The sequence below is a fragment of the Oleiphilus sp. HI0079 genome, from assembly GCF_001635105.1.
The window spans coordinates 1-15,189 of record NZ_LWFT01001161.1 but is presented as its reverse complement, the minus strand read 5'-3'; the positions used below and the strand labels follow the sequence as shown (position 1 = coordinate 15,189).

General features: G+C 49.2%; 15 protein-coding genes. 4 read left to right on the top strand and 11 right to left on the bottom strand.

The genetic code is table 11. The annotated features are described in order from the left end of the window. Nucleotides 1-3: 3 nt before the first annotated feature. The 7 genes from A3750_RS20575 to A3750_RS20545 all read right to left on the bottom strand — a co-directional run bounded on the left by A3750_RS20575 (nucleotide 4) and on the right by A3750_RS20545 (nucleotide 7,480). Complete coding sequence (locus A3750_RS20575) at nucleotides 4-903, bottom strand: alpha-L-glutamate ligase-like protein (RefSeq protein ID WP_082863044.1); 900 nt, start codon at nucleotides 901-903, stop codon at nucleotides 4-6. Nucleotides 904-956: 53 nt separating this feature from the next. Continuing rightward, nucleotides 957-2,474, bottom strand: a complete 1,518-nt coding sequence (locus tag A3750_RS20570) for a UUP1 family membrane protein (RefSeq protein WP_068452381.1) — start codon at nucleotides 2,472-2,474, stop codon at nucleotides 957-959. 10 nt (nucleotides 2,475-2,484) lie between these two features. Then, complete coding sequence (locus tag A3750_RS20565) at nucleotides 2,485-3,156, bottom strand: RimK/LysX family protein (protein WP_068452378.1); 672 nt, start codon at nucleotides 3,154-3,156, stop codon at nucleotides 2,485-2,487. Between the two features lie 261 nt (nucleotides 3,157-3,417). Further along, nucleotides 3,418-4,980 (bottom strand): exonuclease domain-containing protein, encoded by a 1,563-nt coding sequence (locus tag A3750_RS20560; protein WP_068548720.1) that lies wholly within the window; start codon nucleotides 4,978-4,980, stop codon nucleotides 3,418-3,420. A 10-nt stretch (nucleotides 4,981-4,990) separates the two neighbouring features. Next, the gene (locus A3750_RS20555) at nucleotides 4,991-5,443 is read right to left on the bottom strand and encodes a GFA family protein (RefSeq protein WP_068451644.1); all 453 of its coding nucleotides are present in this window, start codon (nucleotides 5,441-5,443) and stop codon (nucleotides 4,991-4,993) included. A gap of 11 nt (nucleotides 5,444-5,454) precedes the next feature. Then, nucleotides 5,455-6,645 (bottom strand): glutathione S-transferase C-terminal domain-containing protein, encoded by a 1,191-nt coding sequence (locus tag A3750_RS20550; RefSeq protein WP_068451647.1) that lies wholly within the window; start codon nucleotides 6,643-6,645, stop codon nucleotides 5,455-5,457. A gap of 73 nt (nucleotides 6,646-6,718) precedes the next feature. After that, nucleotides 6,719-7,480, bottom strand: a complete 762-nt coding sequence (locus A3750_RS20545) for a DNA-3-methyladenine glycosylase I (protein WP_197466121.1) — start codon at nucleotides 7,478-7,480, stop codon at nucleotides 6,719-6,721. A gap of 134 nt (nucleotides 7,481-7,614) precedes the next feature. On the opposite strand from A3750_RS20545, the gene A3750_RS20540 reads away from it, so the two are divergent. Continuing rightward, complete coding sequence (locus A3750_RS20540; protein WP_068451650.1) at nucleotides 7,615-8,235, top strand: FKBP-type peptidyl-prolyl cis-trans isomerase; 621 nt, start codon at nucleotides 7,615-7,617, stop codon at nucleotides 8,233-8,235. Between the two features lie 80 nt (nucleotides 8,236-8,315). Here the strand turns inward: A3750_RS20540 and A3750_RS20535 are convergent, their stop codons facing one another. The 3 genes from A3750_RS20535 to A3750_RS20525 form a co-directional block, all read right to left on the bottom strand. Then, nucleotides 8,316-10,166, bottom strand: a complete 1,851-nt coding sequence (locus A3750_RS20535; protein ID WP_068451652.1) for a GMC oxidoreductase — start codon at nucleotides 10,164-10,166, stop codon at nucleotides 8,316-8,318. Between the two features lie 106 nt (nucleotides 10,167-10,272). Further along, nucleotides 10,273-11,109, bottom strand: a complete 837-nt coding sequence (nadE, locus tag A3750_RS20530) for an ammonia-dependent NAD(+) synthetase (protein WP_068451654.1) — start codon at nucleotides 11,107-11,109, stop codon at nucleotides 10,273-10,275. A gap of 33 nt (nucleotides 11,110-11,142) precedes the next feature. Continuing rightward, a complete protein-coding gene (locus tag A3750_RS20525; protein WP_068451656.1) occupies nucleotides 11,143-11,973 on the bottom strand; it encodes an outer membrane protein assembly factor BamD in 831 nt (276 codons plus the stop codon). Nucleotides 11,974-12,114: 141 nt separating this feature from the next. Here A3750_RS20525 and rluD point away from each other — a divergent pair, with 141 nt between their 5' ends. Both rluD and pgeF read left to right on the top strand, forming a co-directional pair. Then, entirely contained in the window at nucleotides 12,115-13,068 is a 954-nt protein-coding gene (gene rluD / locus A3750_RS20520; protein WP_068451658.1) for a 23S rRNA pseudouridine(1911/1915/1917) synthase RluD, read from the top strand. Between the two features lie 33 nt (nucleotides 13,069-13,101). Next, on the top strand, nucleotides 13,102-13,869 hold the full coding sequence (gene pgeF / locus A3750_RS20515; protein ID WP_068520173.1) for a peptidoglycan editing factor PgeF: 768 nt from the start codon (nucleotides 13,102-13,104) through the stop codon (nucleotides 13,867-13,869). A 15-nt stretch (nucleotides 13,870-13,884) separates the two neighbouring features. Here the strand turns inward: pgeF and A3750_RS20510 are convergent, their stop codons facing one another. Next, a complete protein-coding gene (locus A3750_RS20510; RefSeq protein ID WP_068520172.1) occupies nucleotides 13,885-14,820 on the bottom strand; it encodes a hypothetical protein in 936 nt (311 codons plus the stop codon). Between the two features lie 145 nt (nucleotides 14,821-14,965). Between A3750_RS20510 and A3750_RS20505 the strand changes: the two genes are divergently transcribed. Continuing rightward, a partial coding sequence (locus A3750_RS20505; RefSeq protein WP_156498796.1) for a Clp protease N-terminal domain-containing protein occupies nucleotides 14,966-15,189 on the top strand: 224 nt, incomplete at its 3' end.

Sequence of the window (15,189 nt, the reverse complement as noted above, 5' to 3'; positions counted from 1 at the left end):
GGTTTACGCGCCAAAGAGCGCTTGACTATACAGCACACGTTGATTCGGTGATCGATGTTTCTGTTTTGCTGTTGCGTCAATCGTTTTGATTCTTGGCAGGAGGCCTTGGCCATTGGCTAACTGAATAGCTAAGCCGGGCCGAGCGTTTAATTCCATTAGAAGTGGCCCCAGTTTTTCGTCCAAGACGAGATCTACGCCTAGGTAACCCAGGCCTGTCATTTCATAACAGCGTGCAGAAAGGCTGAGCAATTCGTTCCAATGCGGAATATTTAGCGCCGTTAAGTCTTTTCCTGTGTCTGGGTGAAAGGTAATCGGGTTGTCACGCATCACTGCACGCAAGGTTGTGCCGTTTTGAATATTCAGGCCGACACCTACGGCTCCTTGGTGAAGATTGGCTTTGCCATGAGAGGCATGCGTTGATAGGCGAGTCATCGCCATGACTGGGTAGCCTTGATAAACAATGACCCGGATGTCCGGCACACCTTCAAAACTCATGCCTTCAAAACAAGGCGCAAAATGCACGAGCGCTTCAACGATGGCGACATCATTTCTGCCGCCCAAGCTATATAGTCCACTCAAAATATTGGAGATGTGACGACGAATGCCACTGATGTCGATCTTCGAGCCGTCGGTACGAAGAAAGTCATCGCCCTCTCGGCCAACAATGACCAGTATCCCCTTACCACCGCTTCCTTGAGCCGGCTTGATGACAAAACCGTCCAGGCGTTCGAGTGTTGCACTCAGTTTGCGCAGCTCGTATTGCGCATTAAAAACAGCGAGTAGTTCCGGCGTGGCAATGCCTGTTTTCAAACACAGTTCTTTGGTTCTAAGTTTGTTGTCGACGAGAGGGTACAAGTGACGCGGGTTGTTTGCGGCAATCAACTGAATGTTCCGCCGGTTCATGCCAATAACGCCTAAGCGCTTTAGTTGGCGAGGGTTAGCGAAGCCGAACACGACTAGTGATGTTCCAATATTGATTTAAAACGGCGTAAATCGCTTAACCGGTAGCCGTTGTAATTGCCAATGGTCAAAATCGCAGCGAGCACTAACAGCAAACTTTCGGGGTAAAGGAATACGAAGTCCTCAACATATCGGTTGCTCATTAATAGATAGCTTAGGATTGCGGTGAATAAACTGCCGAATCCTTGAATGGCAACTTCTCGCGGCCCTTCCTCTTCCCATAAAATGGATAATCGCTCGACCGTCCAAGCGGTAATAATCATTGGGAAGAAGGTGACTTTAAGCCCCCAAGGAATGCCCAGTTTATGGCTGGCGATACCGATGGCGGCAAAGATGATGATGACGAACACCAATACAGAGGCAATACGCGGTACGAGCAATAGGTTTAGTCGGCTTAACCAAGAGCGCAGCAAGAGCCCAATACTAATCACGAGGATAAAGAGCGTTAGGCCCTCAATAAGCTCGGTTTGCAAAAACACCAATGCAATTAGCACTGGCATAAACGTACCGGAGGTGCGAATACCCACCAGATTACGCAAAATAACGACCACGAGCGCACCAAGAGGGATGATGAGTAGCAGTTTAAAGGTGCTTTGCTCGGAAATAGGTAGTGAATAAATGGAGAAGTCGATAAACAAGCTTTTTGACGCGCCTTGGTCCTCCACAGAGGCGTTAAGCGCGTTGCGGTATTCTCGCAGCATCGAAAACCGAAGCTCTGCATTGCGGCCTCCATAAATTTCAATGAGCGGCTCGTTACCCTCTTGAAACAACATCAGCCGATTTGGCTCTACAACATACTCTTCTTGCGCATCAATGGTGAGCCACGCGCCATCTTCATGTACAAGCAAAAACTGCTGAATGGGCGTGTTCCGTTTGCGGTCACGTAGCATTAGGCCTTGTGCGGTTTTTGTGTGTACGCCAGCGAGGGCCAATATGTTTTGAGCAAGCGCAAGCCGTTCCTTGAGGCGGGCTTTTTCACTGAGCAAGCGGCGGATACTTGGCTCGGAGGTGTGCATCATATCCAAGAGTGCGAGCGCTTTCTCTTTGGGGGAAGAGAGGCGGTTTAGCCGGGCGGTAATGTCTTTAACAGATTGCTTTTCCTCGTCCAAGAACTCCGGCTCTGCCAGTGGCTCTGGTTTGGCGTGTTCGTAGTCGTTATGACTCAAAAACCAGGTTTCGTAACGGATGAGCAGCTCTTGTTTACCAGGCGGCATTTCGCCCTCGAACGAGACCGTTTCATAGTTGTTTTCCAACCTTGTTTTTTTGCGTTGGAATGGCCCTGAATGTTCGGTAATTCGTGTTCTTCGATAGGGGTTTATGTCGGCTGCATTTAATGCGACCGTGACGACATCTTCTGTAGATTCAAACGATAGCTTGATTTCGACTGACCAGACTTCTTGGTCTTCGCTAGTGGACAGGGGGAAGGAAAGAACTTGATTTTTATAGGCGATGGCGCCCACACCCAAGATGATGAGGATGCAAATAAAAACGCTAATCTGGATACGTGAATTCATAGCGCGTTCATCAATCTAGCATCATGAAGCGTTGGCTAGTGTCAACGACAGCATGCCCTTCAAGAAAGCTTCGTCCAATAAGTAGAGGATATACGAACTCGGAGCGATCATTTAGGTTCACTTCGGTGCGCATCTCGATGTTGCCCATCATGAGAGTAAGCTCTACTACATGGCGACGGTCTGAGTTGCGATCATGTTGCTTAATACTCACTTTACGCACCACGGGCGCTTTGATGCGGACACTGTTTTTCGAACGATGAGGTTTGATATTAAAGGCCGCCCATGTTCTTCCGTCTCTCTCGAATAGCTTAATGTCTTCTGCGTGAATAGAACTCGTCGCTGCTCCGGTGTCGATGCGCGCTTTAAATCTATGTGCTTTCTGGTTGATAGAGACCCACTCAACCTCTCCGATGATCGGGAGTCGCGTTGTTGTAACCGGGCCCTTCTTTTGGGTTGGTTTCTTGGGTTTTGCCTGAATCGGTTCGCATGACTTCAGAGCGTTCGCTTTGTCTGGCCTTTCAGGAAGGGCAGCACAAATTGGGCATTCTTGTGGTACTTCCTTAACGACGATCTCTTTGACAATTTTGATTTCTGGTTCAGCCAAGGGTTCACGCGTTTCAAAAACAGAGCACGCAGAGAGTGCAAAGGCGCAAAGTATCCATAGTGGCAAACGCGGCAGCATGTGTTCTCCGGAAACCTAAACGCGCCTCAATCAACTGTGTTTGATTCGCGTTAGTCGTTAATCTGACAAAGGTTCTGCTCGAATGTATACACTTACCTCACGACCGAGGAGGAGTCTGCGCGAGGGCAAGAGAATCTGTGTGGACGAAGCAAAACCTAAAGCGGGCGCAAGTCTACCAAAATCTTCGCCTCGTGGAGGAGTTGATCGATCAAGAATTGTTAAACAGTTGGGGCTTTCGTTGAAATAATCGAGCCTGTGCGATCAGTCGTCAGTATTTGAGTTGGTTTTATGAAGCGTGTGAATGCGTAATTGATTTAATTGGCGCTGTTCCGGCTTTAGCAAAAAGCGCAGTAGAATGTGGTAGATGTCTAGATCGAAATTCGGCTCAGCAGCAGGATCGATGTAGAGCTCCTCTTCCTGTTGATGTGTATTATGCGGGGCTAGGTTGCTTGTCTTTCGAAGACTGTAATAGCCCTTTTCGTGTAGCTCTTCCTCATTCATAACGCGACCTAGGTAGCGCCACTGATCTACCAGATGAAAGAGCTTGAATTCAGCATCGCTAGGGTCGACTTCTTCGATTAAAATCGGTGTGTCAAAGGGCCAAAGTACGAGCTGTTGCTGACTCATCGCGACGGCGAGTCGCGCGTTGTAGTCCTCGGGTGCTTCCGCGCCTTCACAGGCACCGAAGCAGCGTTTTAGTTGGCGTCGAAAGCAGGGGCTTTGATCTTCAGGATGTCCTTCAAGGCCGAGTAACTTAAAGCAAAGAAAGTAGTCGTCTGCGAGTTTTTCTAAACGCTTGCTCGCTTGACGCGGGCTGCGAAAAAGACCGACATTCTCGTCAGGTGCTTGGTCGCTTTTTGTTTCTCGAATGGTGACGAGCTTAAAGCCATAGGGGCCAGGTTGTACTTCATAGCTAAACAGTTTTCGAGTTCGTCTAAGGCGCCGGTTATATAGCGGAGAAAGCCGTTTTATCTCGTTGCTTTCGAGCAATTGTGCACCTAAATCCCCTGGTGTACGCTGAAAATCAAAATGCGCTACCTTGCTATTCATGATCATTTCTTTCGAGCTGCGGTAATCACTGGTGAAGTGGCTCATGACGCGCGCGCGAATATTGACACTTTTGCCGACGTAAAGCAGGGTGCCGTTCTCGTCATAAAAGTAATAGACGCCGGCCGCTTGAGGCAGCGCTTTGACTTGTGCTTGTTTGATCTTTGGCGGCAGAGAGGGTGTCTTTAAAATCGGGCCGAGTGCACTTGCGAGTTCTTCATCAGAGTAAAGCTGCGTGGATTTAACAAACAGCTTCCAGATGATGTCCGCATCGTCCATTGCGCGATGTCGGTTCTCAATTGAAAAGTCAAAACGTTTGATGATTTGATCAATGCCATGGCGCTTAAATTGCGGGTACAGGGCACGGCTGAACTTTACCGAGCATAGTGTTTTGGCATTAAAAGCGATGCCTGCGCGCTCAAACTCGGTTTTGATGAAGCCATAGTCAAAGCGCGCATTGTGCGCAACGAAAATTCGGTCTTTGAGTTTCTCTCGCAGTGTCTCTGCGACATCGGCAAAGTGTGGTTGGCCAACTAACATGGGGGGCGAGATGCCCGTAAGCTTGGTGATAAATGGAGGTAGTTCTCGCTCCGGGTCAAGAAAGGTTTGCCAGCGATCAGTTATCTGGCCGTCGTCTATCAACAGTAATCCGATTTCTATCACTCGATGTTGGCTGGGCTTTCCGCCGGTTGTCTCGCAATCAATAAGCACCATTTTTTTGGGGAAGCTGCTAGAGAGTGTTTGAATGTTCTCGGAAGGAAATAGATCTGACTGCATTGTATACCAGCTAATCCTTTAGTAGCCGAGGCAAGGCCCACTTGCAAACAGCGATCTCGCTGGAGAAGTAACCGCTGACTTTCGGCAATGCGTCGTTCACCTCCGCTTGTTTGCGATGATAAAACACGTGACCCAATGGCTTGGGTAGTATCGAGGCGTCGTGGAAGTTGTCGGCTGTAATAAACGCTAAACCAAGGCCAGGAATGCCTTTTAAAAAGCCAGCTGCAGGCTTACCGCAGGCTTTACAGGTGCCACGATCGAGCGCGGGCGGTAAGCGATATTTTTTAAAATCGACGTCTGGGTGCTCAAGGTGTACGTGTTTGCTGCGCACAATCGTGACGTCTGAATAAGCCTTGTCATAAAGTTTTTGGCATATCTCGCAGTGGCAGTAAAAGCGTGCAAAAGGGGGCTTCTCAACGGTGAATGCGGTTTTGCCGCAAGGGCAGCTGCACTGGTGTGTCATTAACATTCTCCTTACTTGCGAGATTCAGTTGATTCAAATAATTCGCTTAGCTGCATATGTTGCTTGATGATCGCCTTGTCGGCTTCGTTTAACGATTGCCACTGCTGCTTTAATTCTCGCCAAGGTCGCACTTGGAAGGCCTTGATGACAGTACGAAACGGATAGCCGCGCAGTTTGCCTATATATAGCGCCTCACCGGCATCAAATGCCGTTTCGTTAAAGCGGGTTTGCCCGTTTGCCTCAGCAACGATGAAGGCGCGCTCGTTTTGCACCATCAACGCGCCATAGGTTCCCATCAATACATTTAAGAGATTGTCGAGCCGCGAGTTGATCTGAAGTGGCGCATCGGATTCTCTATTAGTTTCGACAAATTGGCCGTTTTGGATTCGCTCAAGCCAGTGAAATGTTTGTGGTGCGATGTCTTTCATGCGAGCAGCCGCCTCTGGGTCGACCAAATTCATACCCAGTTGCCCATAGGCGCTGGCGTCGGCCAAAGTGAATCGGTCACCAAACAAATAGTTTTGCTGGGCTAGCACAAGCTCCATTGCCTCAAGGATCGCCTTCCAACTTTGTTCTAGTAGCGTATGTGTTTCTGGAAAATCCCGTTTACTAGGGGGCGTTAAGCTGGACTTTACACCCGCTTTGTAGCCTTGAGGTGCGACACTCATGAGGTAGGGGAGGCGTTTTACTTGTCGTGTGGGAAAGGTGCGTGAGAGCAGCCAAGCGCCGCCGGGCGGCAAGGCTGTTTTGAATTCTGCAGCAAGGCGTCTGCCCATGCGATTCGACTTGGCCGAACCAACCCAACGCATGTGGTGAACGAGATACAGCCCGAAGTCGTTAAACGCGTGGTCGATAAAGCGGACTAGAAAATGATGCGCTGGATCATTGGGAACAATTGAATGGCCCTCATGTTCGGCCTCCATGCGGAGCAATATACTGCTACTGTCGTATTCAAATGTGCGTTTGTCGTATGAAAAGTAGGGCAGTAAAGGGTATTCATCAAAGGCGTCTTCCACTACCGGATAGCGAATCACCTCGCCAAGCCTTTTGGCCGTTTCAAGACGGAGCATTAGGCGCGCGTTTTCGAAGTGCGTTCCTTGCGCAGGAAGGCGTCGATAAGCGATGCCTTTGTACTGCAATGCCGCTTCAAGCTTTAACGCATAGGGTGACAGGCGTGAACCCCAAAGAACTGGTACGGACATGTTTTACTACTCTATTTACGCTTAAAGTAACTCCGTTTTTTGTCGAAGTTTCGCGAGCCGGTAAGCCCATATATCAAAGATAATTATCGCCATTTGAAAATGCGCATATTTGGCTTAGTTGTGTATAAGTGAGCTGGCTTTGTTGGTGCCATTCATTAAACGCGGCTTGTATGAGCTTCATCTCTTTTTGCGAGCTCGGCTCTGCTTTAATGTCGAGGCCTGCGCTTTGGAGCGCGAGAATAACATCGCGACTCAGTACGAAGCTGTCTTTGCCCATCATGCGCAAAAAGTATTGGCCTGTGTTGCCGCCAAGTCTTGATCCACGTTTTTTGAGCGTCGCCATTAGACCGATTTGGTCGTCGGTAGGCCAGTTCGCAATGAGCTGGGCAATGCCTTTATCGGTAAAGCGCAGGTCATATACAAACGATACATTGTCGCGTAACGCTTTTATTTTTTGACCAGAACGGACGACCCTGCGGTCATCGAGATAGGCCTCCCACTGTTCATCTGAGAGAAGGGCCAGCGTATCGACTTTAAAGCCGAAAAAAGCTTCTTCAAACTCCGGCCATTTTTGATCGATCACTTTCCAGCTGAATCCGGCGCGGTTAATACAGCGCGTTATCGCTGAGAGGTAGCGATCCTCAGGGATGTTCGTCAGTTCTGTGCTTGTGAGGGGGGACCGAAGAAGTGCAGACAAATTTTTGGCACCGCCTTTACGCTCTTGTGCTCGAGCGAGAATCGTTTGAAAGTCGGTTAGATTTGACGGAAGTGTCTGTGCCATAAAGGTCGTCACGTTCGATGTCGCCGAAGCGAGCTTATTGTTGTTTCTATCCATCTAATATTACGGCCCTTTGAATGTAAAGAGCAATCTAAGGGCCGGGTAAAGTACCCAAAAATGTCGTGTGAAACCTTTAATTCCAAAAACCAGCCCCAATAACTGCTCGTTCAACGAATTAACTTGGAGCAAGTATGTCTGATTTAGACTTTTCGACGGATGAATCTAAAGCATCCTACGGTGTTGGCTTACAAATGGGTCAGCAATTAGCGAGCGTTTTCGAAGGTGTTTCTTTGGAAGCAGCTCTAGCCGGTATTGAGGATGGTTTTGCCGCGAAAGCTCCTCGTATTGAAGGTGAAGCAATCAACGCTGCGTTTGGTGTTATTCAAGAGCGTTTGCAAGCTGCTGATGCAGAGAAAGCCAAAGAGTTTTCTGCTGCGGGCGAAGCGTTCCTTGCTGAAAATGCCAAGCGTGATGATGTGACCGTTCTAGAGTCTGGTTTGCAGTACGAAGTGATCACTGAAGGTTCTGGTGCGACGCCAACTTCCGATAGCGTGATTCGTGCACACTACCGTGGCACGCTTATTAACGGTGAGCAGTTTGATAGCTCTTATGATCGTGGCGAGCCGACTGAATTCCCTGTTGGCGGTGTGATTGCAGGCTGGACAGAAGCGCTTCAGTTGATGAATGTTGGTTCTAAGTGGAAGTTGTATATTCCTTACCACCTTGCATATGGCGAGCGTGGTGCTGGTGGTGCAATTGGTCCATATCAAACGCTGATTTTTGATATTGAGCTTGTTGAAATCGTAGGCTAAGCAATCGCGCGATTTTTAGCTGCAGTAAAAAAGCCCCGATGTGCTGACGCACTTCGGGGCTTTTTGTTTTTTGAGGGGGCTTACGCTTCGATCAAAGGCTCGACCGGTTTTTTCGCTTCCACATGCTTGCCCTCGAGCTCTTCGCTCAGTCTGATCGCTTGGCGCAACAGATCACCACTTCCTTGCATTTCAGAGGCCATGCCGGGCAAGGCCTCTGAAAATTCTATCGGCGTGATGGCAGCGGCTCTTTTCTCGTTAAATACGGGTACTTTTGCCATCGCATATTCGCTCAACGCCAGTATGGTGAGCGATGGGTTGACGGCGAGATTTCCGGGAATGATGGAACCGTCAAGCACACGTAAATTCTCGTAGCCGAAGACTTCGCCTGCTTCATTTACAACACCTGCGTCAGCTGATTTTGCGATCGGAACGCCGCCCATGATATGTGCGGTAAGTGGCGTGTTGACGAGTATGTCCAACGCAACGTTGCCAACATCGCCTTTGGCTTTTTCGCTATATCGCTTTGCAACGTCCTGACCAACATCGAAATAGTTGGTGAGTTTCTTGTCGCCAGGCTCCTGCTCAATCGTTACCTGCTTGCGAAATAACTTCGTCCAGGCGCGCTTCCACTTGGCATGCACGTAGCTGTCTTCGCTCTGCATGATCATGAGGATGCTTGAATTTTTGGTTTTACCGACAGGGTTGAGTAAGCGGACAGCTTTAAACGGGTTGCGAAGCACATTAATCAATAAGCGTAGTGCTCTTGGAATACCGCCCGCGTTAGTGAGCGGCACAAACGAGAACGTCAGCCATGTTGAGTCTGAACCTTTATTGAAACGCACGGGCTCGATGGTGGTGACCTCGTCAGGTTTGAACGCGGAGGTGATTGAAAGCCCGCGAGAGATCTCATTCTCTTTGAACTCGTTTTTTGTATCAAAGCCAACTGAATAAAAGGTTTCTGAGTTAGTACGTACTTCCCGACCTAAGGTGTTTGAGAGCTTGGGTAGGCTTTGATGTTTGTATTTACTTTGCATCAATAGCTTGAGCGTGCCCAGTACGCCGCCGGATAACACAAGACCGCGAGTACGGAGCTTGTAGCTACTTTTGAACCAGCCAGTCGAGCTTTGAATGGTAAGTTCGTAACCTGCCGAGCCGTCGCGTTTTCCTTGTGCGTTTTCAAGAACCTCAATGTGTACCACTTCCGATTCCGCGCGTATTTCTACGCCATTGCGCTCGGCAAAATACAGGTAGTTTTTCTCTAAGGTATTCTTGGCATTTTTCGGGCAGCCGATCATGCAACGTGCGCACAAATCGCATGACTCTCTTTCAGGGCCATCGCCATTAAAATAAGGGTCTTTCTTTCCGTTGGCCGCCTTCTTTTGATCTTCATAGTAGACACCGGTGTTTACCAACTCATAGGTGTCTGCTTTACCCATGTCGGTGGCGACGTCTTGCAATACTTTATCGGCAGGCCCTTCATAACGACCTGTGCTCGTGCCGAGCATCCGTTGAGCGAGTGCGTAAAAGGGCTGTAATGATTCGTACCAGTTGTCCCGACTGCGCGTCCATTGTGGCGCTTTGAATACTTCAGGCTTTGGAATGTAGTGCGTGTTGGCATAGATGAGAGAGCCGCCGCCTACAGCAGAACCATGTAAGGCGACAACTTTTCTGGTTGGTGTAATTTGCCATGGGCCGGTCATGCCGAGTTTGGGCGCCCAAAGGTACTTTTTAAAGTTCCAATTTGTTTCGGGGAAGTCTGTTTCTTTCCAGCGTTTGCCTTTTTCGAGTACGAGAACGCGATAGCCCTTCTCGCTAAGGCGAAGGGCGCTGCAAGATCCCCCGAAGCCCGAGCCGATAATAATTTGGTCAAAATCGAATTGCTCGTCTGATGACGTGTCTTGGGCAGTATTGTTATTTTTTGAAGTGTGCATAGTGGACTCAACAAAGCGGCTGAATTAGAAGCTCGAAACAAGCAGTATACGCTTGCTTCGGTCCTTCAAACTTTGTCGTAATCTACTTTTTGTAGGTATTTTGCGGTCAGTCGTAGATGGTCGGGATCGGTTGACGCTTGTGTTGGGTAGCCTTGTAAATACCAACCAGTTTTTCCTCGACCCAAGCTTCGACGTCTTTGCCTTCGAGAAAATCATCGATTTGGTCGTAACTGACTCCGAGAGCATGTTCGTCTTCTTTGCCTGGATCATGGCATTCCAAGTCTGCGGTAGGTGCTTTGTTCACAAGATGATCGGGTGCGCCTAGACCGTCAGCGAGCGCGCGAACCTGTCTTTTGTTGAGGCCAAAAAGAGGAATGAGGTCGACCGCACCGTCACCGTATTTTGTGTAGAAGCCTGTGATGTTTTCGGCAGAATGATCTGTGCCGAGAACGAGGCCGCCAAGAAGACCCGCTACATAATATTGTGAGACCATGCGCATGCGTGCTTTGGTATTGCCTTTCGCAAAGTCTACTTTGTAGGTGTCTCCCGGCATCTCACCTTCTGCCATGAGCGCTTTGCTCACTTGCTCATGAATCGCGTCTGTTCCGGGTTTTACGTCCAGTGTGATTGAGCGGCTAGGCTGAATAAAGGCAATGGAGTCTTGCGCGTCCTGTTCATCTCGCTGCTCGCCATAGGGTAGGCGAACGGCAATAAACTGATACTCCTTTGCGCCCCGCTCTTCGTTCAGCTCGTTCACTGCGCGCTGTGCAAGCTTGCCGCAGGTGCAAGAGTCGATGCCACCGCTGATGCCAAGTACCAGCGTTTTCATTCCCGACTTGTGAAGAGTTTGTTTGATGAATGCGGTGCGTCTTTCAATCTCTTGCGCGACATCAATCTCAGGAAGTACGCGCATCTCTTGAAGAATGTCTGATTTTGTCGTCATCTCTTCTACACCCTTTTAGAAAAAGTTCTAGGATTAATCCAGAAAGCCGAAGGTGATAACACTAAGTAGTGTTCGCCCCTCCCGTTTTATGAATTGCTTTTTGAACTCGCCTTTACGATCAAATGCGATCCCATCTGGATAGTTCGTTTTTAGTACGAGCAGGGCGTCGTCTTTGAGTTTTTGCAAGCCAAGCTCGTCGTACAGCTCCACCATCATGCCAAGCGCTTCTTCAGTTGCAGGGCTACTTGGGAAACTTTCGACGACAAATGCCGCACGGTTCGCCGCTGCGGTATACGCCTCTCGGCGAATATAGTAGCGCGCAGCGTGTAGCTCGTATGCTGCGAGGCGATTTCGTATTAGCACCATACGTTTACGTGCATCGGCGGCATATTGGCTCTGTGGGAAGCGAGTAATGAGCTGAGAAAAATCCTGAAAAGCGAGACGCATGTTGCCCGGGTCTCGCGAGGTGATGTCGATATCTGTAACGAACTGCGTAGCAATGCCTACGTCGAGGTTGTAGTTCGCGATCCCTCGTAGATAGTAGGCGTAATCGACGCTTGGGCTTTGCGGGTGAAGCCGAATAAAGCGGTCGGCTGCGAGTATGGCGCCATCTAAGTCGAGTGCGCTATAGCGTGCATAGATCAGATCGAGTTGTGCCTGTTCAGCATATTTGCCAAACGGAAACCGCGATTCTAGCTCTTCCAAGGCGATCGTTGCCTGTTGGAAATTTCGCAGCTTGATGGATCTTTTTGCGGTGTCGTACAGCTCTTTTTCGCTGGATTCTTTTTTTGGAGCGGAGCTGCAAGCCGCCAGAAAGGTGACGCTCACAACTAAAATTAAACAGTGTTTTATCCACTGACGCATAAAATATTACTCTTGGATTTTCGATATGCTTGGCGACGCAGTGATTAGCTCAGAGATTTTTTGCCAAGACAGCTATAATGCCGAATTATCTCACAAACTTGAGCCCTTCCGTAAGGGTTCTGCCGCACGGAATACAAAGGTATGAGCGAAAGCGTAGAAGCAGATTTTGTTATCACCATTGAACACTCAGGAATGCGCCTGGATCAGGCACTTGCTGAGCTCATGCCTGATTATTCAAGATCACGCCTTCAACAATGGATAAAGCAGGGATCTATTACGGTTAATGGCTCTCAGTACAAACCAAAAGAGAAGGTCAAAGCGAATGATCTGGTTGAGGTGAGCGCAGAGCTTGAAGCTCAGGGTGATTGGCTTCCTGAGCCGATGGCGTTGGATGTTGTTTTTGAAGATGCGTCGATTCTCATCTTGAACAAGCCCGTGGGTCTTGTCGTTCACCCAGCGGCTGGGAACTACTCTGGCACACTCGTAAATGGGTTGCTGCATTACAATGAGGCACTCAACAATGTCCCGAGGGCCGGCATTGTTCATCGTTTAGACAAAGATACCTCAGGATTAATGGTCGTAGCGAAAACGTTGCAAGCACATGCGCACATCGTTGGGCAGCTGCAAGATCGAAGCATGGGTCGCGAGTATGAAGCCGTGGTGACCGGCGTAATGACGGGGGGTGGAACGGTTGATGAGCCCATTGCCCGACATTCTCGCGATCGCAAGAAAATGACCGTGACGCCATTTGGTAAACCGGCCGTTACCCACTATCGATTGATCAAGAAGTTTGAGCACCATACTCATATTCGAGTAAAGCTGGAAACGGGCAGAACGCATCAGATTCGTGTGCATATGGCGCACATTGGTTATCCGCTAGTGGGTGACCCGACATATGCCGGTCGCTCGCGAGTTCCTGCCGGCACGAGTGTAGAATTCAAAGAGGCGTTAAAAGCCTTCCCAAGGCAGGCGTTGCATGCGAAAAAACTGACGCTGATTCACCCTGTTGATGAAGAAGAAGTTAGTTGGGAGGTCGATCTGCCAGACGATATGCGCGCACTGCTCGATTTAGTTGGTCGGGCTGATGAAGTTTGACCTTTGGCTGGTGCGTCACTCAAGGTGAGTATCATGGACAGCGAGTTTATTACGCCAGACTGGCCGGCACCTAAAAATGTACGTGCGATCGTTTCGACCCGCAAAGGGGGTGTGAGCGGCGGTCCGTATGCGAGCTTGAATCTTGGCGACCATGTTGGTGATGATCCTGAGTCTGTTACAGAAAATAGGGCGGTATTTGCTAATGAGGCCGGACTTGAGTCGACCGATATTCTTTGGTTGAAGCAAGTCCATGGCGTTCGTGTTGCAGATTTGGATCAAAGCATTGTGTGTTGTGAATCTCCAATAGTCGCAGATGCTGCGACAACAACCATGTCTAAAAAAGGCTGTGTCGTGATGACCGCAGACTGCATGCCCGTACTGTTATGTGATCTTTCCGGCTCTCGCGTTGCCGCCGTTCATGCCGGTTGGCGAGGTATGGCGCAAGGTGTGATTCAACGGGCTCTGCGCTGTTTTGATTCGTCAAACGAGGTGATTGCGTTTTTGGGGCCGACCATATCTCAAAGAAACTTTGAGGTGGGCGCAGAAGTAAAAAACGCGTTTGAATCTCGTGGCGCGGTCTATGCCTCGGCCTTTAAGTTGCAAGGCGCGCTTCAGGGCGAGGGGAAAGAAAAGTACCTGTGTGATCTTTATGGGATTGCTCGAATAATACTCGCTAAAGCAGGCGTGGCTCATATTTATGGTGGCGATTTCTGCACCTACGATGAGGCAGAACGTTTTCACTCGTTTCGAAGAGATGGTGTGCGTTCTGGCAGGATGGCCTCTCTTATTTATCTGGTTTAAGTGCCACGCGTCTTTTTATTCTAGGCGCAGGTCGTCGAAATAAAGAGAGAAGGTCTCTTCTGGTTGAGCTGCAAACATGGCTAGGCCGGTGACTTCTCCCATGTCCATTTGTCTTGCTTTTGGTGCATGTTGCACCGCGCTTAACTCGATCTCGATGTCATTTGTTCCGGGCTGTATTTCAAAACGCTGGTTGTAACGATCGTCATAGCTGTGATTGTGTTTTTTGTCATGAATGCGGATTGTAAGCGCAATGGTGTCTTGGTTTTTGGAAAAAATACTGAGCTTGAGAAAATGATAATTCCGCCAATCGGGAAAGACGTGAGGGACGCTAACGCCTGGGTATTTTGTTGTTGGAAAATCAACTTTGAGTGCTGTGCTGGCATTTTCCCAGCCTTTCGGTTTGCTGATTAGACTGAGATTGGCACTGCCTCCGGCTCGATAAAGTCGTCTCTGCCAGCTATCTTCAAAGTTTAACAGGCTGGGTATTGCCTGATTTCGTTTCGAAAGTGTTGCGGCGCCAATGGCGGGGACTGTTAAGGACGACAGTAGCAGCGCGAGGGATATCACTCGGACACATGCTTTTGGCACGGGATTGAGCTGTCGACTAGCGCTAACAGCAAGGGCACAGACAATGCCAACAAAGTTATAGTAGATGTCTGTGAAGCTTGCGCTTCGCCCAAGTGCTGGCTGAATGAGCTCAATCGCGATGCCTGTCGCAAAGAGCGCGCCGCCGATTTGGGCTAGCCGAAATCCAGTTGTTTGTTGTTCTGACTTGAGCAGGGAAATCAAGAGAGCAGTGCAGAGATAGGCTGCAAAAGCATGGGCGCTATCGTGGAGGGGGCCCCAAAATAGGTTTTGGTTTTCTACGCTTTCAATGCCGACGATTAAAAGCGCTAACAGCAGTGCGATGAGGCTGGATTTAAACGGACTTGGGATGCTTATGGCGTGCACAGGATCTCGATTTGTTAGGGTGCTTTGGCTTGATCTGCGTCAATTATTTGGCGCCGAAGGCCTTGAATTGTTGTTTTTCGCTCCCATCTTAATACGCAAGTAAAACGACGGGCTGTGACATCATAGCCCAACTGAGAGGTTTAAAATGCGAATTGACCGATTAACTAGCAAGCTACAAATGGCGCTTTCGGATGCTCAGTCGATTGCGCTTGGAAAGGATAATCAGTTTATCGAACCAGTGCATCTGATTCATGCATTGCTTGACCAAAATGGAAGTGTCAGCTCATTGCTTAAGCAGCTAGGGGTAGACTTACCGAAGTTCAAAGCTGACGTTGTTGAGGCGTTGGATTCCGTGCCACAGGTTCAGGG